The sequence below is a fragment of the Blastococcus brunescens genome, assembly GCF_035320885.1.
In the GTDB taxonomy this organism is placed as follows: Bacteria; Actinomycetota; Actinomycetes; order Mycobacteriales; family Geodermatophilaceae; genus Blastococcus_B; species Blastococcus_B brunescens.
The window spans coordinates 818,035-840,196 of sequence record NZ_CP141261.1 but is presented as its reverse complement, the minus strand read 5'-3'; the positions used below and the strand labels follow the sequence as shown (position 1 = coordinate 840,196).

Genomic DNA, 22,162 nt, shown 5'->3' with positions numbered 1-22,162 from the left:
CTGGGCGTTGTCCCGGGGGAACCCGTGCTGTGGACGGTCTCGTCCTGAGGAGAACGCAGATGACCCGCGCACTGATCGTGGTCGACGTCCAGAACGACTTCTGCGAGGGCGGCAGCCTCGCCGTGGCCGGCGGCACCGCCGTGGCCGGGGCGATCACCGGCCTGCTCTCGGGCGCGCACGGCTACGACCACGTCGTCGCCACGCGCGACCACCACATCGACCCCGGGCACCACTTCGCCGACCGGCCGGACTTCCTGGAGACCTGGCCCGCGCACTGCGTCGTCGGGAGCGACGGGGTGGAACTGCACCCGGCGCTGGACCGGGAGCCACTCGATGCGGTCTTCGACAAGGGCGAGTACGCCGCCGCCTACTCCGGCTTCGAGGGGAAGGCCGGCGACGTGGCCCTCTCCGACTGGCTGCACGAGCGGGGAGTCGACGCCGTCGACGTCGTGGGCCTCGCCACCGACCACTGCGTCCGGGCCACGGCGCTCGACGCCGTCGGGAACGGTTTCGCGACGCGGGTGCTGCTGGGCCTGACCGCCGGCGTCAGCGAGGCGAGCACGGAGGCCGCGCTGGAGCAGCTCCGCACCGCCGGCGTCGAGCTGTCGGGCGAGGTCCACCGCGGCTGAGATCGCCGGTCGACGTCCTCCTCACCGTCCGGGGTCCTCCCGCACGGTCGACGCCGAGGGGGACCCAGAATGATCAGGTCTCCTGATCATCCTGAGGATCACCCGGCGTCGAGGACCTCGTCGCGGGTGAAGCCGAGCACCTGCAGCACGGCGTCCAGGTAGGGCTGGTTGAGCGCGGTGTGCGCCTGCTCGCGGACGAACGGCTTGGCGTTGAAGGCGATGCCCAGGCCGGCGGCGTTGAGCATGTCGAGGTCGTTGGCGCCGTCGCCGACGGCCACGGTCTGGTCGAGCGGGATCCCGTACTGCTCGGCGAACCGCGCCAGTGCCCGCGCCTTGCCCGGGCGGTCCATGATCTCCCGACCAGTCCCCCGGTGAGCTTCCCGTCCAGGACCTCGAGGGTGTTCGCCTCCGAGAAGTCCAGGCCAAGGGTCTGCGCGAGCGGCTCGGTGATCTGCGTGAACCCGCCGCTGACGATCCCGCACCGGAAACCCAGCCGCTGCAGCGTGCGGATCAGCGTCCGCGCGCCGGCCGTGAGGACGAGATGCTCGCGCACCTCGTCGAGCACCTCCACCGGCAGCCCCGCCAGCACTGCGACCCGCGCGCGGAGCGACTCGGCGAAGTCGAGCTCGCCGTTCATCGCGGCCGCGGTGATCCGGGCTACCTCGGCCGCCCGGCCGGCGCGGGCGGCCAGCTCGTCGATGACCTCGCCGCGGACGAGTGTCGAGTCGACGTCCAGCACGATGAGCCGCTTGCTGCGGCGGGCCAGGCCGACCTGTTCCACGGCGATGTCGGCGCCGGTGGTGGCGGCCACCGTCGCCAGGCCCGTGCGCAGCGTCGTCGCGTCGGCGCCCGAGACGGTCAGCTCGAAGCTGGTCACCGGATAGTCCGACAGCCGGCGGATGGCGTCGATGTTGCCGCCGACGTCGACGATCGCCCGGGCCGCTCCCGCCACCGCGTCCGGGGGCACCGGCCGGCCCAGCACGATCACGTGGTGCGGCCGCCCCGGCAGCGGCAGCGAGCCACCCGAGGACGCCGCCTCCACCTGCACGTCCATCCCGGTGTCCGCGGCCACCCCGGCCGCGAGGTCGGTGAGCCGGGCGACGAGCGCCGACTCCGGCTCCGGGGGTGCGCCCTCGGCGGGCAGCGCCGCGACCACCACGCCGAGCACCAGGTGCCCGTGCACGACGACCTGCTCGACGTCCACCACCTCCACCGGGCTGCCACCGGCGGACAACGCGGAGAACAGCCGGGCGGTCACCCCGGGCCGGTCCTCCCCGGTGACGGTGAGGACGGCGCGTGCAGCCGGGTACCGGTCGTCGACCGGGCGGGCGGGTAAGGGGTCGATCGGCACGCCGTCATCGTGCCCCACCTCGATTCGTCCCCCGCACCCGGACCGTTGGACCGGAGAGGCCCAGAACCGTGACGGTTCTGGGCCTCTCCGGTCCACTGCTGCGGCGGGCCGCTCAGGTCGGGTCGGGGTCGTTCGGACCCTGGCGAGGACCGGTGCCACCCACGAGCTCGCTGGCGTACGGCGTGTGCCGCTTGCCGGCGTGCGCCTCGTCCTGCAGCCGCTGGAGCAGGTGCGGGTAGTGCGCCTCGAACGCCGGCCGCTCCGAGCGGATCTTCGGGATCTCGACGAAGTTGTGCCGCGGCGGCGGGGACGACGTCGCCCACTCCAGCGAGTTCCCGGCCCCCACGGGTCGTCGCGCAGCGCGAGCTCCCCGTACTTCCACGACTTCACCACGTTGTAGAGGAACGGGATCACCGAGGCGCCGAGGATGAAGGAGCCGATGGTCGACACCATGTTCAGCGCGGTGAACGTGTCGGTGTCCAGGTAGTCCACGTAGCGGCGCGGCATGCCCTCGCCACCGAGCCAGTGCTGCACCAGGAACGTGGTGTGGAAGCCGATGAACGTCAGCCAGAACTGCAGCTTGCCGAGCCGCTCGTCCATCATCCGGCCACACATCTTCGGGAACCAGAAGTAGATGCCCGCGTAGGCGGCGAAGACCACGGTGCCGAAGACCACGTAGTGGAAGTGCGCGACGACGAAGTAGCTGTCGTTGACGTGGAAGTCCAGCGGCGGGCTGGCCAGCAGGACGCCGGTCAGGCCGCCGAGCAGGAAGGTGACCATGAAGCCGATCGAGAACAGCATCGGCGTCTCGAAGGTCATCTGGCCGCGCCACATCGAGCCGATCCAGTTGAAGAACTTGATCCCGGTGGGCACCGCGATCAGGTAGGTCAGGAAGGCGAAGAACGGCAGCAGCACCGCGCCGGTCGCGTACATGTGGTGGGCCCACACGGCGAGGAGAGCGCGCCGATGGAGATCGTCGCGAACACCATGCCCTTGTAGCCGAACAGCGGCTTGCGGCTGAACACCGGGATGATCTCGGTGACGATGCCGAAGAACGGCAGCGCGATGATGTAGACCTCGGGGTGGCCGAAGAACCAGAACAGGTGCTGCCACAGCATCGCGCCGCCGTTCTCATCGGAGTAGATGAGAGCGCCGAGGTTGCGGTCGGCCAGCATGCCGAAGATGGCGGCGGTCAGGATCGGGAAGGCCAGCAGCACGAGCACGCTGGTCACCAGCGCGTTCCAGGTGAAGATCGGCATCCGGAAGAGCGTCATCCCAGGGGCCCGCAGGCAGACGATCGTGGTGATGAAGTTGACGCCACCGAGGATCGTGCCCAGGCCGCTGACCGCCAGGCCGGCGAACCACAGGTTCGCGCCGGGTCCCGGCGAGTGCACGCCGTTGGACAGCGGGGCGTAGGCGTACCAGCCGAAGTCGGCGGCGCCGCCCGGGGTGAGGAAGCCCGACACGGCGATGAGGCTGCCGAAGAGGAACAGCCAGAAGGAGAAGGCGTTCAGCCGCGGGAACGCGACGTCGGGAGCACCGATCTGCAGCGGCATGATCAGGTTGCCGAAGGCGAAGAACAGCGGCGTCGCGAACATCAGCAGCATGACCGTGCCGTGCATGGTCAGCAGCTGGTTGTACTGCTCCGGTGACAGGAACTGCAGCTCCGGCCGGGCCAGCTCGGCGCGCATCAGCAAGGCCATCAACCCGCCCGCGATGAAGAACGCGAACGAGGTGACCATGTACATCAGGCCGATGGTCTTGTGGTCGGTCGTCCGCAGCAGGTTGGACAGCCGCGAACCCTTCTCCGCCACGTGGACCGGACTCGGCCGACTCACGATGGGCGCCGGTGCAATCGTCACGAGGCGCAGCTTAGACGGTGGCCGCGCGGCACCTCCGACCGACGAGGGAGGCGCGCCGGTCGCTGTACGGCAGGTGCCGCGTGACGGGGGACGCGGACACCTTCCTGCGACCTGCGACACGGTAGCGCCGGCCCACGGTCACCACCAGGGAGTGGGCGGCGGGGCCCTAGGATGCCGGCACCCGGTCCGCGCGTGCGGACCACGAGCGGAGGTCCCGTGGACGTCGGCGGCATCGTGCTCGTGCTCGGCATCGGTCTCGTGGCCGGACTCATCGCGCGGGCCGTCGTCCCCGGTAAGCAGGACCTCGGCATCATCGCCACGCTCGTGCTCGGCCTCGTCGGCTCCGTCGTCGGCAACCTGGTGGCGGGTCTGGTCCGCGACGGCGAGGTGCGGTTCGACCTGGGCGGCTGGTGGGCCTCGATCCTCGGGGCCGTGGTCGTCCTGGCGCTCTACGTCGCCGTGGCCGGCCGCCGCCGGTAGACCGCGACGTCGACCGCTGCGGTCACCTCGATCCGCTCCGGCATCGCGGCCAGGCCGGCGTCCACCGCGGCCGGCGTGGTGTGGCGGGCGTGCGGCCCCATGCCGATGAGCGTGGCAGCAGCCGCCCGGGACAGCGACAGCGGCCACCTGTGCGTCCGGGCCCGGACCGGCTGCAGGTGCGGTTCCAGGGAGGCCGCCAGGCGGGCCGCCTTGTCGGGATCCACGCGCAAGAGCCCCAGCGGGCCCACGAGCTCCCGCAGGTGCTCCGCCGCGGGAGTCACCACGACCAGCCGGCCGTCGGGCCGGAGGACGCGGGCGATCTCCAGCCCGTTGCGCGGCGCGAAGACCACGAGCACCCGATCGACGACGCCGTCGAGCACCGGCAGGCGGGCCCAGCTGTCGGCGACGACCGCCACCGCCCGCTCGTGCGCACGAGCCGCCCGCCGCGCGGCGTAGGGCGAGGAGTCGAGCACCACGCCGACCGCGTCGGGCCATCGCGCGAGCACGCCGGCCAGGTGGTGTCCGGTCCCCCACCGAGGTCGAGCAGGGATCCCGGTACCCCGTCCGCCTCCGTCGCCTCGGCGACCGCGGCCGTGATTCCGGCGTAGTGCCCCGCCTCGAGGAAGGCCACCCGGTCCGCGACCATGGCCGCGGAGTCCCCGAGGGAGCCCGGTGGCCCGGCGGCAGCAGGGTGACGTGCCCCTGGCGGGCGCGGTCGAAGGCGTGCCCCCTTCGCAGCGGAGCGCCGCCCCGTCCGGCACGGCCTCCAGCGGCCGGCCGCACACCGAGCAGGCCAGCAGGGCGACCGCCGGCCGGCACAGCCGCGGACGTGAGCTCACCGCCGCGGCGGGACGGCGTGGAAGGTCATGTCCCGCAATTCACCGGCGTCGGCGACGGCGGTGACGTAGGTGCCGTGCGGCTGCCGGCGCCGGTCGGTGGGCGAGCCGGGGTTGAGCAGCCGCAGGCCGCTGGGAGCGGTGGTGTCCCAGGGGATGTGGCTGTGCCCGAAGACCAGGACGTCGGTGTCGGGGAACCGGGCCGCGCACCGCAGCTCCCGCCCCTTGGCGTCGCCCGTCTCGTGCACGACCGCGAAGCGCAGCCCTTCGATCTCGGCGCGGGCGATCTCGGGCAGCCGTTCGCGGAGGGGGCCGTGGTCGTTGTTGCCGTACACGGCCACGAGCCGGCGGGAGCGGGCCTCGAACAGGTCGAGCAGGGCCGCGTCCACCCAGTCACCGGCGTGGATCACGACGTCCGCCTCGGAGATCGCCGCCCACAGGGGATGAGGTAGGTCACGCGCACGCTTCGGGACGTGCGTGTCCGAGGTGAACACCAGCGAAACAGGCACGACGACATGGTTGCAGGCCGCTACGTTCTTCGCGGCCGGCGACCCGGCCCGTCCCGCACGACATGAGGAACCTCCGTGACCGAACCCCGTCCCTCGACCACTGCTCACGGCACGGCGATCACTTCCGACGAGCCGTACGAGAAGCGCTGGCTGGCCCTCGGCGTCATCGCCATGACCGTCCTCCTGGTGATCCTCGACGCCACGATCGTCAACATCGCCCTGCCGGCCGTCACCGCGGACCTGGGCATCAGCGCCGCCTCCCAGCAGTGGATCGTCACCGCCTACACCCTGACGTTCGGCGGCTTCCTGCTCCTCGGTGGCCGCATCGCCGACTTCTGGGGCCGCAAGCGCACCTACCTGGTGGGCGCCGCCGGCTTCGCCGTGGCCTCGGCGCTGGGCGGCATCGCGCAGAACGAGGCGATGCTCTTCGGTGCCCGCGCCCTGCAGGGCGTGTTCGGCGCGCTGCTGGCCCCGGCCTCCCTCGCGCTGCTGACCGTGCTCTTCACCGATCCCAAGGAGCGCGCCAAGGCGTTCGGCGTCTACGGCGCCATCGCCGGCGGTGGCTCGGCCGTGGGCCTGCTCCTGGGCGGCGTGCTCACCGAGTACGCCGACTGGCGCTGGTGCTTCTGGGTGAACCTGCCGGTGGCGCTGCTCGCCATCGTCCTGGCGATACCGATCGTCCCGGAGAGCAAGGCCCCGGGCGACACCAGCTACGACATCCCCGGCGCCGTCCTCGTCACCCTCGGCCTGGCGTCCATCGTCTACGGCTTCACGCGGGTCGCCGAGGCGTCGCTGACCTTCGCGGCCGAGACCGCAGCGGCCAACGCCGAAGCCGCGGCGCAGGGCGCTCCGAGCCTGCTGACGCCGGACAGCGGCTGGACCGACGGCCTGGCGTGGCTGTTCATCGTCGCCGGGCTGGTGCTGGTGGCGCTGTTCGTCCTGCTGGAGCTGCGGACCCGCAACCCGCTGCTGCCGATGCGGATCGTCCTCGACCGCAACCGCGGCGGGGCCTACCTGACCTCGACCCTGGTGGGCGCCGGGCTCATCGGTGCGTTCTTCTTCCTGAGCCTGTACTTCCAGCAGGTGCTGGCCTACGAGCCGGTCGTGGCCGGCCTGGCGTCGCTGCCGACCACCCTCGGCGTCTTCATCTCCGCGGGCGCAGCCAGCGTGCTGGTGCCGCGGGTCGGGCCGAAGCCGCTCATGGTCCTCGGCGGGCTGCTCGCCGCGGCCGGGCTGTTCACGCTGTCGTTCGTGGGCCTCGACACCGGGTTCTGGCAGCTGCCCTTCCCGGGTCAGCTGCTGCTCGGGCTGGGCCTCGGGTTCACGTTCGTGCCGCTGTCGAACCTCGCGCTGGTCGGCGCGGGCGTTCACGACGCGGGAGCGGCCAGCGCCATGCTCAACGCCACGCAGCAGGTGGGCGCCTCCATCGGCACCGCCGTGCTGGCCTCGCTGTCCGTGGCCGCGATCAGCAGCTACACCGCCGACGCGCTCGGCTCCGGGGCCGACCCGCAGGACCCGACCGTGGCCTGGCGGCGCAGGTGGAGGGCTACACCACGGCCTTCACCTGGGCGGCTGCACTGCTGGTGCTGGGCGCGATCGTCTCCGCGGTGCTCATCAAGGCGACCAAGGAGGACCTGCCGGCCGAGGGCGACGCGGTCGTCCACGTCGGCTGAGAAAGGACCCCGCTGCCCCCACGCCTCGCAAGCTCGGCGCGGGCCCTGCAGCGGGGCCGTTCCAGCACGTCACTGGCGCTCTGCCATCGCCCTGAGCCTGGCGTTGTAGGCCTCGAGCTCGGCGTTCCCGTCCCGGTCGGCGGCCCGGTCCAGCGCCTTGGCGTGCCGGTCGTCGGAGCTGGCCCACGAGAAGAAGACGACGGCGAGCACCAGGACGGTCGGCAGCTCGCCGAACGCCCACACGATGCCGCCGGCCTCGCCCTGGTCGCGCAGCGGATCGATCCCCCATCCGGCCGGCGGCTGCGCGAACGTGTCGACCACCAGTGAGCCGGCCATCATGATCGCCACACCGAAGAAGGCGTGGAACGGAACCGGGAGGAAGAGCTCGAGCATCCGGCCCGGGTGGCTCAGCGTCCGCGGCCACGGGTCCTGCGCCACGATCGGCCCGAAGAACAGCAGCCCCGTGACGACGAAGTGGGCCAGCATCAGCTGGTGCCCCGCCGCGTTGCTCATCAGCGCGTCGAAGAGCGGTGTGAAGTAGACGCCGTAGAGGCTGGCGATGAACAGCGGGATCGTGAACAGCGGGTGCGCGAGGAACCGCGCCAGCCGGCTGTGCAGCGCGTCGAGCAGCAGCGCCCGCGGAACGCCGGCGGCGCCTCGGCCCCGGGGCAGGGTCCGCAGCGCCAGGGTCACCGGGGCGGCGACCAGGAGCAGCAGCGGCGTGATCAGGGACAGGACCATGTGCTGGGTCATGTGCACGCTGAACAGCACCATGCTGTAGCCGTTCAGCCAGGTGCCCGTGACGGCGAACAGGGACGCCGTCCCGCCGATCCAGGCGAGCACACGCCACCACGGCCACGAGACCCCGGTCCGCCGCAGCCGCACGACGGCTCCGAGGTAGACCACCAGCCCGACGACGCTCAGGACGGCGAGCACCGACCACGGCTCCAGGTGCGGGAGGAACATCCGTCCCCACGTCGGAGGCTCGCTGGGCACCCACATGCCCGAGTGGTGCCCGTGCTCCACCGATGCCTCCTCGATCCCGGTCCCTGCTTCCCCACTGTCCCACCCCAGGTGACGTGCTGGAACGGCCCCCGGCAGGGGCCAGCCGCGAGCCTGCGAGTGGTGCGGGGCCTGGGGTCTCCCGCCTCACTCGTGGACCGGCGCCTCGTGCCCGGCGTGCGACTCGGGCTCCAGCTGGAACGTGCAGTGCGCCATGTCGAAGTGCTCGCCGAGGCACTCGCACAGGGCGTCGAGGACCCGGCCACCGTGCCCGGCGGCGAGCGCCTCGTCGGCGACCACGACGTGCGCCGAGAGGACCGGGAGACCGGAGGTGATCGTCCAGGCGTGCAGGTCGTGCACCCCGAGGACGCCGTCGACCTCCAGGATGTGAGCCCGAACGTCGTCCAGGTCGACGCCCCGGGGAGCGGCCTCGAGCAGGACGTCGAGCGCCTCGCGGAGCAGGTGCCAGGCACGGGGGACGACGAGGATCCCGATGACGGCCGAGGCGAGAAGGTCCGCGGGCGTCCAGCCGGTCGTCAGGATGACGACGGCGGCCACGATCACGGCGACGGAGCCGAGGGCGTCGGCGAGCACCTCGAGGTATGCGCCTCGCAGGTTCAGGGACACCTCCCGTCCGCGGTGCAGGACCGCCAGGGACCCCAGGTTCACGACCAGGCCGACGATGGCGACGGCCAGCATCAGGCCGGACCCGATCTGGGGTGGTTCCCCGATGCGCCGCACGGCCTCGACGAGGACGTATCCGGCGACCACGAGCAGCAACAGCCCGTTGGCGACGGCGGCCAGGATCTCGGCGCGCTGCCAGCCGAAGGTCCGGCGGCCCCGCGCGGGCCGCTGGGCGAGGCTCACCGCCGCCAGGGCGAGGGCGATGCCGGCGGCATCGGTGGCCATGTGGCCGGCGTCGGCGAGCAGGGCGAGCGAGCCCGACACCAGACCGCCGACGATCTCGGCGGCCATCACGGCGAGGGTCATGGCGAGGACCACGGTCAGCCGGCGGCGCTGGCCGCCTCCCGCGGTGACGGGGGCGTGCGTGTGCCCGTGTCCCACCGACCGCCTCCTCCCCAGGTACCGGGGCCAGTGTCCCCTACGTCGACGCCCCCACCGGAAGTCCGGCAGGGGCGTCGCGTGGCGCGGTGAACTCAGATCTGGACGCCGCGCTCCCGGAGCCACGGCAGCGGGTCGATCTTCTGGCCGTTCAGACCGCCCACGTGCACCTCGAAGTGCAGGTGCGGGCCGGTGGACTGGCCGCGGTTGCCCAGCAGCGCGATGGTGTCGCCCGCACGGACGACCTGACCGGCCTCGACCAGGATCGAGTCCATGTGGCCGTAGACGGTGACGTCGCCGTTCTCGTGCTGGATGTAGACGGCCAGCCCGTAGCCGCTCGCGGGACCGGCCTCGAGGACGACGCCGTCCATGACGGCGTACTCGGGGGTGTGCATCGGGGCCGCGAGGTCGATGCCGGCGTGCAGGGTGCCCCAGCGCGGCCCGAACTGGCTCGTGAGGCGTGCCCCTGGACCGGCAGGACGGCCTTGGGACGCGCCGCCTCGGCAGCCGCCTCCGCCGCGATGCGGTCGGCTTCGGCCTGGACCTGCGCGGCCGCGGCCTGCTCGGCGTCGCGGGCGCTGCGGCTGGCCGCGAGCTCACCCAGGACCTCGGCCGCATCCGTGTCGGTGATCGCCTCGGCCGTCGTCGCCTCGATGCCGAGCTCCTCGGCCACGCTCACCGAGTGGCTCATCGTGGCGGTCGCCCGGGCAGTCGACTCCTCGGTCGTCACCGCGCTGAGGCTCATGGTGCTGATCAGTGCGGCCGCCAGGTACAGGGAGGGACGACGACCGATCGACGGCGGACGGCGACGCAGGAGGCGCGCGATCCGGGGCTCGGACGCAACCGCGGCCGGCGCCTGGCCGGCGGAGGCGGCCGGCTCGGCGGTCGCGGGCTCGGTCGACGCGGCCAAGGCCGCGAGGATCTGCGCGGCGGGCACGCTGCGCTTGTGCGGGGTGGGCCGGAGCCGCGGCGACTCGACGGACGCCGGCGCGGCCGACTCCGGGACGGAGGTCGCCGTGGACGAGGCCAGGCCTGCCTTCGTGGTGCGGGCCTTGGCGGTGCCCGCCTTGGCAGTGCCCGCCTTGGCAGTGCCCGCCTTGGCAGTGCCCGCCTTGGCAGTGCCCGCCTTGGCAGTGCCCGCCTTGGCAGTGCCCGCCTTGGCAGTGCCCGCCTTGGCAGTGCCCGCCTTGGCAGTGCCGGTCGGCTTCGCGGTGCCGGCCGGCTTCGCGGCCGTCGCAGCCTTGGCCGGAGCGGCCTCGGCAGAGGCGGCCTCCGCCCCGGCCTTCGCGGAGCCAGCCGTCGCAGCGGCGCCCGGCGTCGCGGCGGGGGCGGCCGTCGACGCAGTTCCCGTCGCCGTGGCCGAGCGGCCGCCGCTGCGGGCGGCGACCTTCGCGGTCGCCGCGGCCTTGGCAGCGGTCGCCGCCTTCGCCGTGGCGGCAGTGGCCGACGCAGCCTTCGAGGTGGCGGCCTTGACGGCCTTCGCCGACGTGACCTTCCTGGTCGCGGTGCCGGCAGACTTGGCGCGGGCGGCCAGGGAGCCGGCGGCGCCTGCGGCGGTCCTCGCTCCGGTGGTGCGCCGGGCCGTGGTCGCGGTGGAACCGTCGTCGGTGCTGGTGGTCTGGGTGGACCCGGAGCGCTGCGCCGTCCCCTGGCGCTGCGTCGGGAGCGAGCTGGTCGACTTCTCGGCAGCGGGCCGACGCGAGGTTCCGCGGGCCGTGGCGGGGGTCGAAGCGGGCCCGGTGGCGGGCTCCGATCCCTCTGCGAGGAGACCGTCCTGGTGGAGCGAACTCATGCACCTGACTTCCGTTGGCGGGCATTCCACGTGCACTCCCGGGGAGAGGAGCGGGGCCCATGTAAACATGCCGTGATGTTTTCGTGATCTGAGACCCCGGGTATTCACCTGCAGTTTTGTGTCCTGGGCCACCAGAACTCACAGATGTCATTCCGCTCAGTGTGATGCTCAAACTACGCAGCGTATGCGCCACGCAAGAAACCGTTGAAACTCGCGCGATCCAGGTCACGACGGGGCAGGAGTGCCTCGACGTGGCCGAATCACGGCCCGATCGAGGGAGAGCGAGACATGCGCGCAGTGACATGGCACGGCCGGGCGGACGTCCGCGTCGACACCGTTCCGGACCCCGTCATCCAGGCGCCGACCGACGTGATCATCGAGGTCACGTCCAGCGGCATCTGCGGCTCGGACCTGCACCTGATCGAGGTGATGGCGCCGTTCATGACGGTCGGCGACGTCATGGGCCACGAGCCGATGGGCATCGTCCGCGAGGTGGGCGCGGAGGTCACCGAGGTCAAGCCCGGTGACCGGGTCGTCGTCCCCTTCAACATCTCCTGCGGCACCTGCTGGACCTGCTCGCAGGGGCTGCAGTCCCAGTGCGAGACCACGCAGAACCGCGAGCAGGGCTTCGGCGCCTCACTGTTCGGCTACACCAAGCTCTACGGCCACGTGCCCGGCGGCCAGGCCGAGTACCTGCGCGTGCCCTTCGGCAACACGCTCCCGATCAAGGTGCCCGAGGGCCCTGCCGACGACCGCTTCGTCTACCTCTCCGACGTCCTGCCGACGGCATGGCAGGCGGTCCAGTACGCCGGGATCCCGAAGGGCGGCACCGTCCTCGTGCTGGGCCTCGGCCCCATCGGCGACATGGCTGCCCGCATCGCCCTGCACCTGGGTGCGGGCACGGTGTTCGCCGCCGACGTGGTGCCCGAGCGGCTCGCTCGGGCACGCGCGCGGGGCGTCACGGTGATCGATTCCACGAAGCAGGACGACGTCGTCCAGGCCGTTCGGGACGCCACCTCGGGGCGCGGCCCCGACGCCGTGATCGACGCCGTCGGCATGGAGGCCCACGGGTCTCCTCTGGCCTCGATCGCGCAGAAGGCGACCGCCGTCGTCCCCGACGCCATCATGGAGAAGGTCATGCAGGTGGCCGGCGTCGACCGGCTGGCGGCCCTGAACACCGCCATCGAGGCCGTGCGCCGCGGCGGCACGATCTCGCTGTCCGGCGTCTACGGCGGCGCCACCGACCCGCTGCCCCTCATGCGAATGTTCGACAAGCAGATCCAGCTGCGCATGGGTCAGGCCAATGTCTGGCGCTGGGTGCCCGACATCCTGCCGCTGCTCACCGACGAGGACCCGCTGGGCGTCGACGGCTTCGCCACCCACCACGTGCCGCTCGCCGACGCCCGCGACGCCTACATGAACTTCCGCGAGAAGAAGGAGGGCCACGTCAAGGTCCTGCTCCAGCCGTGACGTCGTCCGGGGCGCCGGCTCGGACGGCGCCCCGGCCCCCGGCGTCCGAACAGACCCACGCCGCGCGCGGGCACGAGGTCGTGCGTCATCCGGGTGCGGCCGCGCCGGCGCTCACGAACGCCTCGATCGCCACGTCGAGGGCGGCCTGCGTGGCCGCGGTGTCGCGGTCGACCAGCCAGGTCGTCGTCGCGCCGTCCACCAGCGTGATGAGCAGCCGGGCCAGCTCGGACACCGGCCGGGCCCACCGCCCACCGGTGAGCTCGGCGGCCCGCTCCAGCAGCCGGGTCGCGGCCTCGGTGTAGGCGCGGTACTGCTCGCGGGCCAGCGGCTGGAGCGCGGGGTCGCGGAGCGCGTGCAACGTCAGCTCCAGCATCAGCTGTTCGTGACCGGGCTCCCGCTCGAGGTGCTCGAGGTAGCCGGCGGCCGCGTGCCTCAAGCAGCCGACCAGCCCGCCGTCGCCGGTCATGCCGCCGGTGGCGGCGCTGAACTCCCGCCCCACGACTCCTCGGACCAGGTCGCGGAGCAGGTCGTCGCGCGAGTCGAAGGCGTAGTGGAAGCTCGCGAGAGACATCCCGGCCTCGCCGACGATCGCGCGCGTGGTGCCCGCCGCCAGCCCGCCGCGTGCCATCACCCGCAGCGCCGCGTCGACCAGTGCTGCACGCCGGTGCTCGACCGACACCCTGGCCATCTCAGCCGCCGACCGGGCCGAGCACGTGCTCGAGGTAGGCATTGGTGAAGACGCCGGCCGGGTCCAGCCGGTCGCGCAGCGCGGTGAACTCGCCCAGACGCGGGTAGCGCCGGCGGAGCGCACTGGCGTCCAGACCGTGCAGCTTCCCCAGTGCGGGCGGCCGGCGACCGTCCCGGCGATGGCCTCGAGCGCGGCGAACCACGGCCCCGGGTCCACGCCTGCGGGAACGTGCGCGGCGATGTAGGCGGTCTCGCGGCCGCCGGCCGTGGAGAGCGGGATGTCGTCGGCCGCCGCGACCCGGACCTCGACCGGGAAAGCCGTCCGCCAGCCGCTGGCCTCGTGCACGCGACGGAGCTCGGCGAGCACCGCCGGGGCGTCGGCCCGCGGCACGGCGTACTCCATCTCCTGGAAGCGCACCCTCCGCCGGCTGACGAAGACGTCGTGCGAGCGGTCGGTCCACGCGCGCGGTCCCAGCGCCCGCGCCGAGACGCGGGCCAGCGGAGGCACGAGCGCCGGCACCCGGCGGCCGGTGGCGATCACCGCGCCGAAGAGGGCGTTGGCGAGTACCTCGTCGTCCCAGACGGCCCGCAGGCGCCCGAGCGGCGCGAGCTCGGTCAACGGCACGCGGGTGTTGCGCTTGGTCAGGCAGCGGTCGGTGTGGGGGAACCAGTAGAACTCGACGTGGTCGGCCGAGGTCATGTACTCGGCGAACCCTCGATCAGCTCCGGCAGCCGTCCCGGGCCCTCCTCCGCGCGGAGCGCGAACGCCGGCTCGGCCTGGAGCGTCACCGAGCTGAGGACGCCGAGCGCTCCGAGGCCGATCCGTCCGAGAGCGAAGACGTCGGGGTTCTCGGTCGGCGAGCAGTGCAGCAGCGACCCGTCGGCGACGACGAGCTCGAACCCGCGCAGCTGCGTGGCCAGGCCGCCGAAGCGGGCGCCGGTGCCGTGGGTACCGGTGGAGAGCGCGCCCGAGATCGTCTGCCGGTCGATGTCGCCGAGGTTGGTGAGCGCCCACCCCGCGCGGCGAGCTCCGCGTTCAGCCGGTGCAAGGGCATCCCCGCCTGCACCGTCACCAGACCCGAGGCGTCGACGCCGACCATCGCCGCATGCCGGTCGAGCGCGAGCTGGATGTCCTCGGGCCGGCCGATCGCGGCGAAGGAGTGCCCGCTCCCGATGGGCCGCACCCGCCGGCCCGATGCGGCCGCCCGGCGTACCTGGGCAGCGATCTCCTCGGCACCCGCCGGGCACACGACCTCGATCCCCGCGGCGCGCTGGTTGCCGGCCCAGTTGCGCCAGGTCCGCGTGCGCAGCACGGGCCCTCCTCGTCCTCGTCCTCGTCCTCGGCCGCGGCACGGGCGCGGGCGCGGGCGCGGGCGCGGGCTCCAGGCAGCCTGGCTGTCGGCACACCTCGGGTCAAGCGTCTGGGACGGTTGACCCAGTGGTGTTGGCGGCAGAATGCTGCCCGCATGACCTCCGCGGCCTCCTCCTCCCCCGACGACGCCGCGCGGGCCCGGGCCCGGCTCGACCGGGCCACCGCGTCCCTCGATCCACCGCTGGCGGTGCTCGATCTCGATGCGCTCGACGCCAACGCCGGCGACCTGGCGCGTCGCGCTGCCGGCAAGCCCGTCCGCGTGGCCAGCAAGTCCGTACGCAACCGCAGCGTCCTGCGCCGGGTGCTGGCCCGGCCCGGGTTCACGGGTGTGCTCGCCTACTCGCTGTCCGAGGCGCTGTGGCTGGCCGGTGGCGAGGACCCGGTGAGCACCGACGTCGTCGTCGGCTACCCGTCGGCCGACCGGGGGCGCTGCGCCGGCTGGCGGCGGACGGGACGGCGGCGGAGCGGGTGACCCTCATGGTCGACTCGGTGGCGCAGCTGGACCTGATCGACGCCGTCGTCCCGCCCGGGCAGCGCGCCGAGCTCGGATCTGCCTCGACGTCGACGCCTCCCTGCGCGCCGCGGGTGGGCGGGTGCACGTCGGCGTCCGCCGGTCGCCGGTCCACTCCCCGCGGACGCCGCGGCGCTGGCCCGGGAGGTGGTGTCCCGCCGCGACTTCCGGCTGGCCGGCGTCATGGTCTACGAGGCGCAGATCGCCGGCGTGCAGGACGCTCCGGCGCACCGGCCGCTGCGCGGTCTCGCCGTCCGGCGGGTGCAGGCCTTCTCCCGCCGTGAGCTGGCCGCACGGCGGGCCGGGGTGGTCGCGGCCGTCTCCGAGGTGGCCGATCTGGAGTTCGTCAACGGCGGTGGGACGGGCAGCGTGGAGCGCACGGCCGCCGAGGCGGCGGTGACCGAGGTGGCCGCCGGCTCGGGCCTCTACAACCCGGTGCTCTTCGACGGCTACCGCGCCTTCACCGGACGCCCGGCCGCGTTCTTCGCCCTTCCGGTCACCCGTCTCCCGGCCCTCGGCACCGTGACCGTGGCGGGAGGTGGCTGGATCGCCTCGGGTCCGCCGGGTGTCGACCGGCTGCCCGTGCCGACCTTCCCGGCCGGCCTGCGCTGGCTGCCCGCCGAGGGCGTGGGCGAGGTGCAGACGCCGCTGCGGGGCGCGGCCGCGGCGGAGCTCACCGTCGGCGACCGGGTGTGGTTCCGCCACGCGAAGGCCGGCGAGATCTGCGAACACGTGGACGGGCTGCACGTTCTCGCCGGCGACGAGCTGACCGGCACGATGCCCACCTACCGGGGAGAGGGCCGCTCCTTCGGCTGAACCCAGGCATAGGTACCTATACCTGCGTGTGGAGGTCGCATCCGCACGTATAGGTACCTATGCCTGAGGAGAACGGGGTCCCTCGTCAACGGGCGCGCTGGACCCGCGTCTCGTCGAACACCGGCTCGGCCGACTCGTACACCCGGCCGTCGGTGCCGAAGACGACGAACCGGTCGAAGGAGCGGGCGAACCACCGGTCGTGGGTGACCGCGAGCACCGTCCCGTCGAACGCGGCGAGCGCCTCCTCCAGGGCCTCGGCGGAGAGGACGTCGAGGTTGTCGGTGGGCTCGTCGAGCAGCAGCAGCGTCGACCCCGACAGCTCCAGCAGCAGGATCTGGAACCGCGCCTGCTGACCGCCGGACATGGTCCGGAACGGCTGCTCGCCGGCCTCCGCCAGGCCGTACCGGCGCAGCGCCGCCATCGCCCGGCCGCGGTCGACGCCCGGGCGCCCCGGCTCGCCGTGCCACAGCAGGTCGACCGGCGTCCGGTCCTGCCAATCGGGATGGGCGTGGGTCTGGGCGAAGAACCCGGGGACGACGCGGGCGCCGAGCCGCCACGCGCCGGTGTGCGCCACGGTCTGCCCGACCAGCAGGCGCAGGAAGTGCGACTTGCCCGCGCCGTTGGCCCCGAGGACCCCGACCCGGTCGCCGTAGAAGATCTCGAGGTCGAACGGCTGCATCAGGCCGGTCAGCTCGAGCTGCTCGGCCATGACCGCCCGCACGCCGGTGCGTCCGCCGCGCAGCCGCATCGACACCTTCTGCTCCGGCGGCCGCTCCGGGGCGGTCCGGCGGCCTCGAACTTGGCCAGCCGGGTCTGCATCGCGTGGTACCGGTTGGCCATGTCGGGCGAGTTGGCCGCCTGCTGCTGGAGGGTGCGCACCAGGTCGACCAGCCGCTGGTGCTCCTCGTCCCAGCGCCGGCGCAGCTCGGCCAGCCGCTCGTGCCGCGCTGTCCGGGCCGCGTGGTAACTGACGAAACCGCCGCCGTGCACCCACGCCGTCCCGCCCTCGACGGTGACCACCCGGTCGGCGACGCGGGCCAGCAGCTCCCGGTCGTGGCTGACGAACAGCACGGTCTTGCGGGTGTCGAGCAGCCGCTCCTCCAGCCACCGCTTGCCGGGGACGTCGAGGTAGTTGTCCGGCTCGTCCAGCAGCAGCACCTCGTCGGGTCCGCGCAGCAGGCACTCCAGTGCGAGCCGCTTCTGCTCACCACCGGAGAGGGTGTTCAGCTCGCGGTACTTGCAGCGGTCGTAGGGGACGCCGAGGGCGGCGACGGTGACCGTGTCCCAGGTGACCTCGATGTCGTAGCCACCGACGTCGCCCCAGTGCGCCAGCGCGTTCGCGTAGGCCATCTGGGTGGGCTCGTCGTCGGCCTCCATCATCGCCAGCTCGGCTGCCTCGACCGCGTGCCAGGCCTCCCCGACGGCAGACGGCGCGAGGTCGACGAGCATCCGCTGGACGGTGGTGTCGTCGCGGACCGATCCGATGAACTGGCGCATCACGCCGAGCCCGCCGGTCCGCGCGATCGACCCGGCCTCCGGGGTCAGGTCACCGGCGATGATCCGCAGCAGCGTGGTCTTCCCGGCGCCGTTCTCGCCGACCAGCGCCGCGCGGGCGCCCTCACCGATGCGGAAGCTGACCTCGTCCAGCAGCACCCGGCCGTCGGAGAGGGTGTGCCGTACCGCGCTCACATCGACGTAGCCCACCCGGACATCCTCCCGGTCCGGGCAATCGCGTTCCCGGCGCGGGGCGCGCTCAGTCCAGGGAGACCCGCAGGCGCTGCCGGGCCAGGCGCTCGACCAGCTCGGGGAGGGCGCCGTCGGGCGAGCCGCGCAGCTCCTCGCGACAGGTGCGGACGACGAGCACGATCGGGCCGGGACCGAGCTCGGGGAACTCCTGCCTCAGCCGCTCGATGGCGGAACGGACGGACGGGTCGGGGACGATCGGCGGGACAGCCAACGTCATGGACGGTCCTTCGGTGCGCGGCCGCGGTGCGGCGGAGTGTTCCCCCGAGGCCACCTGGTCCGGCGGCCGATGTCGTGCTGGAACACCGTGACGTGTCGGCTGCCGGCGGGCCAGGGACCAAGGTCCCCTCGGCTGTTCGCCCTCGGCGTGGCGGCCGGTCAGGACGACGAGTAGGCGTTCCCACCGGCCGCGGTGACGGCCACCGCGTCCCGCACGAGGGCGCTCAGCTCCTCGACGTCGACCGCGTCGAGGGAGGTGAAGCGGATGCAGCTCTTGCCGCAGGAGACCTTCCCGAGCCGACCGGCGCGCTGCTCGGCGATGTACCCGCCGTCGACGACCGCGCACACGTACAGCGACAGGTGCCGCTTCTGCGCCGCCAGGGAGATCAGCGGCCACATCGTCGTCTCCTTCGCCGACCTCGGCCGGTAGGACATCAGGCCGTAGCCGAGCATCGCCGAGGAGCCCATCGGCACCAGCTGCCGGTCGATGCCGGGCGCGGCGGCCGTCACCAGCGCGTCGACCCGGCGCAGCTCCTCGCTCCGGGGACCGGCGGCGTCGAACCAGGCCTCGATCTCGTCGGACACGGCGCGCCCTCAGCTGAGCACGAGAGAGAGCAGCGTCGCCCCGACCGCGAGCACCATCGCGAACACGATCACCATGGCCAACAGCCGTCTGCGCCGGTCGCCTGCGCCGCCCATTCCCATCATGATCGGCACGCTACCGTCGGCATCCGCTGTTCAGGCAGTCCGACGACCCCACAGGACGGTGTCCAGTGCGATGCCGGCCGGGGTCTGCCGGCGCACCTGTTCCAGCCGGTCGACGGCCAGCAGCCGGGCCACCGGCGCCAGGCCGGCGACGCTGTGCAGGATGGCCGGCTCCTGCGGTCCGCCCACGCCGGCTTCGATGTTCGCCACGTCGTGGCCCAGGACGAGCAGCCGGCCACCGGGCCGCAGCCATCCGACGGCGCGGGTGAGGACGGCGAGGGCGTCGTCCTCGCGCAGGTGCAGGTACGCCACGAGCACGAGGTCCAGGCTCGCCCGGGGAGCGGTCCAGGTGGTGACGTCGTCGGTCACCCAGGTGACCCGTTCGGCTCCCGGGCTGCTGCTCGCCCCGCTGGAGACCGACGGCGGAGAAGTCGACCGCCGTCACCCGCCAGCCGCGTCCGGCCAGCCAGAGCGCGTGCCGGCCCTCCCCGCGGCGAGGTCCACCGCGTCGCCGGGCGGCAGGTCGGCCAACAGCTCGGCGATCAACGCGTTCGGCTCGGCCGACCACTGCTGCCGTTCGGCGTACCGCTCGTCCCAGTCCTCCGCCCGCACGTGCTGGAGTCTGTCGCACCCACCTGCCACGGTGGGGCCCATGACGTCCACGTCCGAGATCGGGCTGCTGCGACTGGCGGCCCTCGGCCTGGTCGGCCCCCGCGAACCGACCGCGGCCGACGCCGTCCGGCGACTCGGCGCACTGCAGGCGCAGGACTATCCCGGCGCGCTCACCTCGGTCGCCCTGCGGACGGCGGGCCGGGTCCGGAAGGACGTCGAGGCCTCACTCGACGCCGGTGAGGTCGTCCGGTCGTGGCCGATGCGCGGGACGTTGCACCTGGTCGCGGCCGAGGACCTGCGCTGGTTCCTCGAGACCGTGGGCGTCCGCGCCCTGACCGGGATCGGCAAGCGATGGCAGAACCTCGAACTCGACGAGCGCCAGGCCGAGTGCGCCCGCGAGCTCGTCGTCCAGTCGCTGACAGGCGGCCGGCGGGCCTCCCGTGCGGAGCTCCTCGCGGTCATGGACGAGGGTGGGGTCGCCGTGACCGGTCAGCGCGGCTACCACCTGCTCTGGTACCTCTCCCAGACCGGGACCCTGTGCCTGGGCCCGACGGACGGCGCCGGTGAGCAGCTGTTCGTGCTGGTCGACGACTGGATCCCCACCCCGAGCCGGCTGCGCCGCGACGAGGCGCTGGCGGAGCTCGTGCTGCGCTTCTTCACCGGGCACGGGCCCGCGACCGTCGCCGACCTCGTGCGCTGGGCGGGGAGCACCGCCCGCGACGTCCGTGCCGGCCTCGCCGAGGTGCGGGACCGGCTCGAGACGGTGACCGTCGACGGGACGGAGTACCTCATGGACCCGGGCACGCCGGAGCGGTTGGCCGCCGCCCGGGCCGAGGCCGAGGGGGTGCTGCTCCTGCCGGGATTCGACGAGTTCGTGCTCGGCTACGGCGACCGCACGGCCGTCGTCCCCGCGGAGTACGCCGAGCGGCTGGTTCCGGGGAGGAACGGCATGTTCCGGTCGACCGTCGTGCACCGCGGGATGGTGGTCGCCGTCTGGCGGTGGGACGGGCGGGGGCGAAGCGCGTCCCCGCCGTCGAGCCCTTCACGGAGCTGCCGGCCGACGTCGCCGACGCCGTTCCCGTGCTGGCCGCTGCCCTGCCCTGACCGCTCAGTCGCGGCGCTCGAAGAGGAACACCGGGATCTCCCGGTCGGTCTTCTCCTGGTAGTCGGCGTAGGACGGGTAGGCGGCCACCGACCGCTCCCACCAGACCGCCCGCTCCTCGCCGGTGATCTCGCGCGCGACGCCGTCCCACGGCTCCGACCCGTCCTGGAGGGTGACCTGGTCGGGGTGCGCCCGGAGGTTGCCGACCCACGCCGGGTCGCTGGGTGCCCCGCCCTGCGAGCCGACCATCGCGTACACCCCGTCGTGCTCGACCCGCATGAGCCCCAGCTTGCGGACCTTCTCGCTCTTCGCCCCGCGCGTGCTCACGATGACGATCGGCAGCCCGGTGTCGCGGAGGGTGTTGGCCTCCCGCCCCCGGTCGCCTCGTAGCGCTCGACCTGGTCGCGGACCCAGCCGGCGGCGCTCGGCTCGTACTCACCCTGCAACGGCATGGCCCGAACCTAGAGCGGCCGGCCCCGTCACGCCCGGGGAGGCGTGTAGTCGACGGTGTGCGGCACGAAGTAGCTGAGGTTGTCGGTGATGAGGCCGTCGCTCTCGCGGATGCCCAGCCCCGCCGGCTCGCCGTCCACCACCCAGGCACCGAGCACCGGATGGTGCGACCCGTCTACGCCCGGGAAGTCCGGCAACGGAGCGAGCTCCTGCACCACGAAGCCCTCGGTCCCGTACCGGCCGGGGAGCTCGGTGGCGACGGTTCCACCGCGGACGATCGCCACGTTCGCCCCTCCCGGCCCCACAGCGGCTTGCGCACGTAGTCCCGCCACGACGACGGCATCTCGTCGGCGAAGTACGAAGGGAGGAGGTACTGCCCCAGCACCGGGTCGCTGCCGAACATCTGCCAGAGGACGGGGAGCAGCGCCTTGGTGCTCCACAGCATCTTGTAGGCCGGCTCCACCCACGTCGTCCCGCCGGGGCGCATCCCGTCGGCGAGGACGGCCGGGCCGAACTCGTCCTCGATCAGCCACTCCCAGGGATAGAGCTTGAAGACGACGTCGAGGTGGCGGCCCTGCGGGTCGTAGAAGCGGCCGTCCCCGTCGTCGAGCACGATGTCCTCGACCACGAGCTCGATCGCCTCGTAGCCGGCCTGGACGACGGTGTCCATCAGGTAGGCGACGGTCATCCGGTCCTCGCCGGACTTCTCCTCGGTGGTCCACGCCAGGTGCACGCGCGGCCGGACGCCGGTGCGCCGCTCCCACTTGAGCAGGTTGCGCTGCCAGGCGGCGACGAGCTTGTCGTGCAGCGCGTTCCACTGGTCGGTGCCCTGCCCCGTGAACAGGTGCCAGTTCCACTGGGTGACGGCGGACTCGACCAGGCCGGTGGGTGTGTCGGCGTTGAACTCCAGCAGCTTCGGCGGTCCCTCGCCGTCGAAGCGCAGGTCGAACCGGCCGTACACGCTCGGCGGCTCGGCCTCCCATGTGCGGCGGATCGGCGGGCGCGCCATCGGCGGGATGCGCATCCGGTCGAAGAGCTCGTTCTCGACGATGTGGTCGCCGGCGGCCACGCACATCTGGAACAGCTGGGAGACGGCGCCCTCGAGCCGCTGGATCTCGGCCATGGAGAAGTCGTAGAACGGACCCTCCCGCCAGTAGCTGCGCACCTCGCCGCCGGGCAGGTCGGTCCGGTTGTAGACCAGCCCCTGGGCCTCGATCTCGGCCTCCCAGCCGGGCCGGACGACCCCGCTCTCGATCCGTCTCATGGCGATGCTCGCTCG

Annotated in this window: 22 protein-coding genes and 5 pseudogenes; 8 read left to right on the top strand and 19 right to left on the bottom strand. The window is 73.0% G+C overall.

Going from position 1 to position 22,162, the window contains the following annotated elements:
- The first annotated feature begins 59 nt into the window (after nucleotides 1–59).
- Complete coding sequence (locus U6N30_RS05780) at nucleotides 60–629, top strand: isochorismatase family protein (protein WP_324276506.1); 570 nt, start codon at nucleotides 60–62, stop codon at nucleotides 627–629.
- Nucleotides 630–727: 98 nt separating this feature from the next.
- Here the strand turns inward: U6N30_RS05780 and U6N30_RS05775 are convergent, their stop codons facing one another.
- Together U6N30_RS05775 and U6N30_RS35285 are read right to left on the bottom strand one after the other, a co-directional pair.
- A complete protein-coding gene (locus U6N30_RS05775) occupies nucleotides 728–979 on the bottom strand; it encodes an HAD hydrolase family protein (RefSeq protein ID WP_324278178.1) in 252 nt (83 codons plus the stop codon).
- A 56-nt stretch (nucleotides 980–1,035) separates the two neighbouring features.
- Nucleotides 1,036–3,683: pseudogene (locus U6N30_RS35285) on the bottom strand (HAD-IB family phosphatase); the annotation flags it as partial.
- A gap of 375 nt (nucleotides 3,684–4,058) precedes the next feature.
- Between U6N30_RS35285 and U6N30_RS05765 the strand changes: the two are divergent.
- The gene (locus U6N30_RS05765) at nucleotides 4,059–4,322 is read left to right on the top strand and encodes a GlsB/YeaQ/YmgE family stress response membrane protein (RefSeq protein WP_324276505.1); all 264 of its coding nucleotides are present in this window, start codon (nucleotides 4,059–4,061) and stop codon (nucleotides 4,320–4,322) included.
- On the opposite strand, the gene U6N30_RS05760 is transcribed toward U6N30_RS05765, so the two are convergent.
- On the bottom strand, nucleotides 4,292–4,828 hold the full coding sequence (locus tag U6N30_RS05760) for a class I SAM-dependent methyltransferase (protein ID WP_324276504.1): 537 nt from the start codon (nucleotides 4,826–4,828) through the stop codon (nucleotides 4,292–4,294). The two genes, U6N30_RS05765 and U6N30_RS05760, sit on opposite strands and share 31 nt — an antisense overlap.
- 329 nt (nucleotides 4,829–5,157) lie before the next feature.
- A complete protein-coding gene (locus tag U6N30_RS05755; protein ID WP_324276503.1) occupies nucleotides 5,158–5,667 on the bottom strand; it encodes a metallophosphoesterase family protein in 510 nt (169 codons plus the stop codon).
- Between the two features lie 75 nt (nucleotides 5,668–5,742).
- Between U6N30_RS05755 and U6N30_RS05750 the strand changes: the two genes are divergently transcribed.
- Nucleotides 5,743–7,449, top strand: coding sequence for an MFS transporter (locus U6N30_RS05750; RefSeq protein ID WP_324276502.1), 1,707 nt, complete (start codon nucleotides 5,743–5,745; stop codon nucleotides 7,447–7,449).
- Here the strand turns inward: U6N30_RS05750 and U6N30_RS05745 are convergent.
- From U6N30_RS05745 to U6N30_RS05735, 3 genes are all read right to left on the bottom strand, one after another.
- Nucleotides 7,410–8,366 (bottom strand): cytochrome c oxidase assembly protein, encoded by a 957-nt coding sequence (locus U6N30_RS05745; RefSeq protein WP_324276501.1) that lies wholly within the window; start codon nucleotides 8,364–8,366, stop codon nucleotides 7,410–7,412. The two genes, U6N30_RS05750 and U6N30_RS05745, sit on opposite strands and share 40 nt — an antisense overlap.
- A 123-nt stretch (nucleotides 8,367–8,489) precedes the next feature.
- Nucleotides 8,490–9,407: a cation diffusion facilitator family transporter gene (locus tag U6N30_RS05740; RefSeq protein WP_324276500.1), complete on the bottom strand. Its 918-nt coding sequence runs from the start codon at nucleotides 9,405–9,407 to the stop codon at nucleotides 8,490–8,492.
- A 92-nt stretch (nucleotides 9,408–9,499) separates the two neighbouring features.
- Nucleotides 9,500–9,799, bottom strand: a complete 300-nt coding sequence (locus U6N30_RS05735; RefSeq protein ID WP_324276499.1) for a M23 family metallopeptidase — start codon at nucleotides 9,797–9,799, stop codon at nucleotides 9,500–9,502.
- A 126-nt stretch (nucleotides 9,800–9,925) separates the two neighbouring features.
- Here U6N30_RS05735 and U6N30_RS05730 point away from each other — a divergent pair, with 126 nt between their 5' ends.
- Nucleotides 9,926–11,272, top strand: coding sequence for a hypothetical protein (locus U6N30_RS05730; RefSeq protein ID WP_324276498.1), 1,347 nt, complete (start codon nucleotides 9,926–9,928; stop codon nucleotides 11,270–11,272).
- 212 nt (nucleotides 11,273–11,484) lie between these two features.
- Nucleotides 11,485–12,666: a zinc-dependent alcohol dehydrogenase gene (locus U6N30_RS05725; protein WP_324276497.1), complete on the top strand. Its 1,182-nt coding sequence runs from the start codon at nucleotides 11,485–11,487 to the stop codon at nucleotides 12,664–12,666.
- A gap of 85 nt (nucleotides 12,667–12,751) precedes the next feature.
- Here U6N30_RS05725 and U6N30_RS33425 read toward each other — a convergent pair whose 3' ends face one another.
- The 3 genes and pseudogenes from U6N30_RS33425 to U6N30_RS33415 all read right to left on the bottom strand — a co-directional run.
- A complete protein-coding gene (locus U6N30_RS33425) occupies nucleotides 12,752–13,354 on the bottom strand; it encodes a TetR/AcrR family transcriptional regulator (RefSeq protein ID WP_422678037.1) in 603 nt (200 codons plus the stop codon).
- Nucleotide 13,355: 1 nt separating this feature from the next.
- Nucleotides 13,356–14,053 (bottom strand): annotated as a pseudogene (locus U6N30_RS33420) (D-arabinono-1,4-lactone oxidase).
- 218 nt (nucleotides 14,054–14,271) lie between these two features.
- Nucleotides 14,272–14,603, bottom strand: a pseudogene (locus U6N30_RS33415) (FAD-binding protein); the annotation flags it as partial.
- A gap of 216 nt (nucleotides 14,604–14,819) precedes the next feature.
- On the opposite strand from U6N30_RS33415, the gene U6N30_RS05710 reads away from it, so the two are divergent.
- Together U6N30_RS05710 and U6N30_RS05705 are read left to right on the top strand one after the other, a co-directional pair.
- Nucleotides 14,820–15,197 carry a type III PLP-dependent enzyme domain-containing protein gene (locus U6N30_RS05710; RefSeq protein WP_324276494.1) on the top strand — a complete coding sequence of 126 codons (378 nt, stop codon included), beginning with the start codon at nucleotides 14,820–14,822 and terminating at the stop codon, nucleotides 15,195–15,197.
- 186 nt (nucleotides 15,198–15,383) lie between these two features.
- Nucleotides 15,384–16,052: a type III PLP-dependent enzyme domain-containing protein gene (locus tag U6N30_RS05705; protein WP_324276493.1), complete on the top strand. Its 669-nt coding sequence runs from the start codon at nucleotides 15,384–15,386 to the stop codon at nucleotides 16,050–16,052.
- A gap of 85 nt (nucleotides 16,053–16,137) precedes the next feature.
- Here the strand turns inward: U6N30_RS05705 and U6N30_RS05700 are convergent, their stop codons facing one another.
- From U6N30_RS05700 to U6N30_RS05665, 7 genes are all read right to left on the bottom strand, one after another.
- Nucleotides 16,138–16,800, bottom strand: a complete 663-nt coding sequence (locus U6N30_RS05700) for an ATP-binding cassette domain-containing protein (RefSeq protein ID WP_324276492.1) — start codon at nucleotides 16,798–16,800, stop codon at nucleotides 16,138–16,140.
- On the bottom strand, nucleotides 16,740–17,756 hold the full coding sequence (locus U6N30_RS33410; RefSeq protein WP_422678036.1) for an ATP-binding cassette domain-containing protein: 1,017 nt from the start codon (nucleotides 17,754–17,756) through the stop codon (nucleotides 16,740–16,742). The genes U6N30_RS05700 and U6N30_RS33410 overlap by 61 nt, the downstream gene beginning before the upstream one ends.
- A 49-nt stretch (nucleotides 17,757–17,805) precedes the next feature.
- A complete protein-coding gene (locus tag U6N30_RS05685; protein ID WP_324276491.1) occupies nucleotides 17,806–18,015 on the bottom strand; it encodes a three-helix bundle dimerization domain-containing protein in 210 nt (69 codons plus the stop codon).
- Between the two features lie 158 nt (nucleotides 18,016–18,173).
- Entirely contained in the window at nucleotides 18,174–18,599 is a 426-nt protein-coding gene (locus U6N30_RS05680) for a DUF1801 domain-containing protein (protein ID WP_324276490.1), read from the bottom strand.
- Nucleotides 18,600–18,608: 9 nt separating this feature from the next.
- Nucleotides 18,609–18,731 (bottom strand): hypothetical protein, encoded by a 123-nt coding sequence (locus U6N30_RS05675; protein ID WP_324276489.1) that lies wholly within the window; start codon nucleotides 18,729–18,731, stop codon nucleotides 18,609–18,611.
- A gap of 21 nt (nucleotides 18,732–18,752) precedes the next feature.
- Nucleotides 18,753–19,088: a class I SAM-dependent methyltransferase gene (locus tag U6N30_RS05670; RefSeq protein WP_324276488.1), complete on the bottom strand. Its 336-nt coding sequence runs from the start codon at nucleotides 19,086–19,088 to the stop codon at nucleotides 18,753–18,755.
- A 72-nt stretch (nucleotides 19,089–19,160) separates the two neighbouring features.
- Nucleotides 19,161–19,373 carry a hypothetical protein gene (locus U6N30_RS05665; protein ID WP_324276487.1) on the bottom strand — a complete coding sequence of 71 codons (213 nt, stop codon included), beginning with the start codon at nucleotides 19,371–19,373 and terminating at the stop codon, nucleotides 19,161–19,163.
- Between U6N30_RS05665 and U6N30_RS05660 the strand changes: the two are divergent.
- Nucleotides 19,372–20,295 (top strand): annotated as a pseudogene (locus U6N30_RS05660) (winged helix DNA-binding domain-containing protein); the annotation flags it as partial. The gene U6N30_RS05665 and the pseudogene U6N30_RS05660 overlap by 2 nt on opposite strands.
- Before the next feature lie 144 nt (nucleotides 20,296–20,439).
- Here U6N30_RS05660 and U6N30_RS05655 read toward each other — a convergent pair.
- The gene (locus U6N30_RS05655) at nucleotides 20,440–20,760 is read right to left on the bottom strand and encodes a nitroreductase/quinone reductase family protein (protein ID WP_324278177.1); all 321 of its coding nucleotides are present in this window, start codon (nucleotides 20,758–20,760) and stop codon (nucleotides 20,440–20,442) included.
- Between the two features lie 152 nt (nucleotides 20,761–20,912).
- Nucleotides 20,913–22,147 (bottom strand): annotated as a pseudogene (locus tag U6N30_RS05650) (glutathionylspermidine synthase family protein).
- Nucleotides 22,148–22,162: the final 15 nt, after the last annotated feature.

Excerpts from the sequence above, each read along its gene's own strand:
- U6N30_RS05780 (WP_324276506.1), top strand. The coding sequence starts at position 60 with ATGACCCGCGCACTGATCGTGGTCGACGTCCAGAACGACTTCTGCGAG.
- U6N30_RS05775 (WP_324278178.1), bottom strand. The coding sequence starts at position 979 with ATGGACCGCCCGGGCAAGGCGCGGGCACTGGCGCGGTTCGCCGAGCAG.
- U6N30_RS05735 (WP_324276499.1), bottom strand. The coding sequence starts at position 9,799 with ATGCACACCCCCGAGTACGCCGTCATGGACGGCGTCGTCCTCGAGGCC.
- U6N30_RS05730 (WP_324276498.1), top strand. The coding sequence starts at position 9,926 with ATGCGGTCGGCTTCGGCCTGGACCTGCGCGGCCGCGGCCTGCTCGGCG.
- U6N30_RS05725 (WP_324276497.1), top strand. The coding sequence starts at position 11,485 with ATGCGCGCAGTGACATGGCACGGCCGGGCGGACGTCCGCGTCGACACC.
- U6N30_RS33425 (WP_422678037.1), bottom strand. The coding sequence starts at position 13,354 with ATGGCCAGGGTGTCGGTCGAGCACCGGCGTGCAGCACTGGTCGACGCG.
- U6N30_RS05710 (WP_324276494.1), top strand. The coding sequence starts at position 14,820 with ATGACCTCCGCGGCCTCCTCCTCCCCCGACGACGCCGCGCGGGCCCGG.
- U6N30_RS05700 (WP_324276492.1), bottom strand. The coding sequence starts at position 16,800 with ATGCGGCTGCGCGGCGGACGCACCGGCGTGCGGGCGGTCATGGCCGAG.
- U6N30_RS05685 (WP_324276491.1), bottom strand. The coding sequence starts at position 18,015 with ATGACGTTGGCTGTCCCGCCGATCGTCCCCGACCCGTCCGTCCGTTCC.
- U6N30_RS05665 (WP_324276487.1), bottom strand. The coding sequence starts at position 19,373 with ATGGGCCCCACCGTGGCAGGTGGGTGCGACAGACTCCAGCACGTGCGG.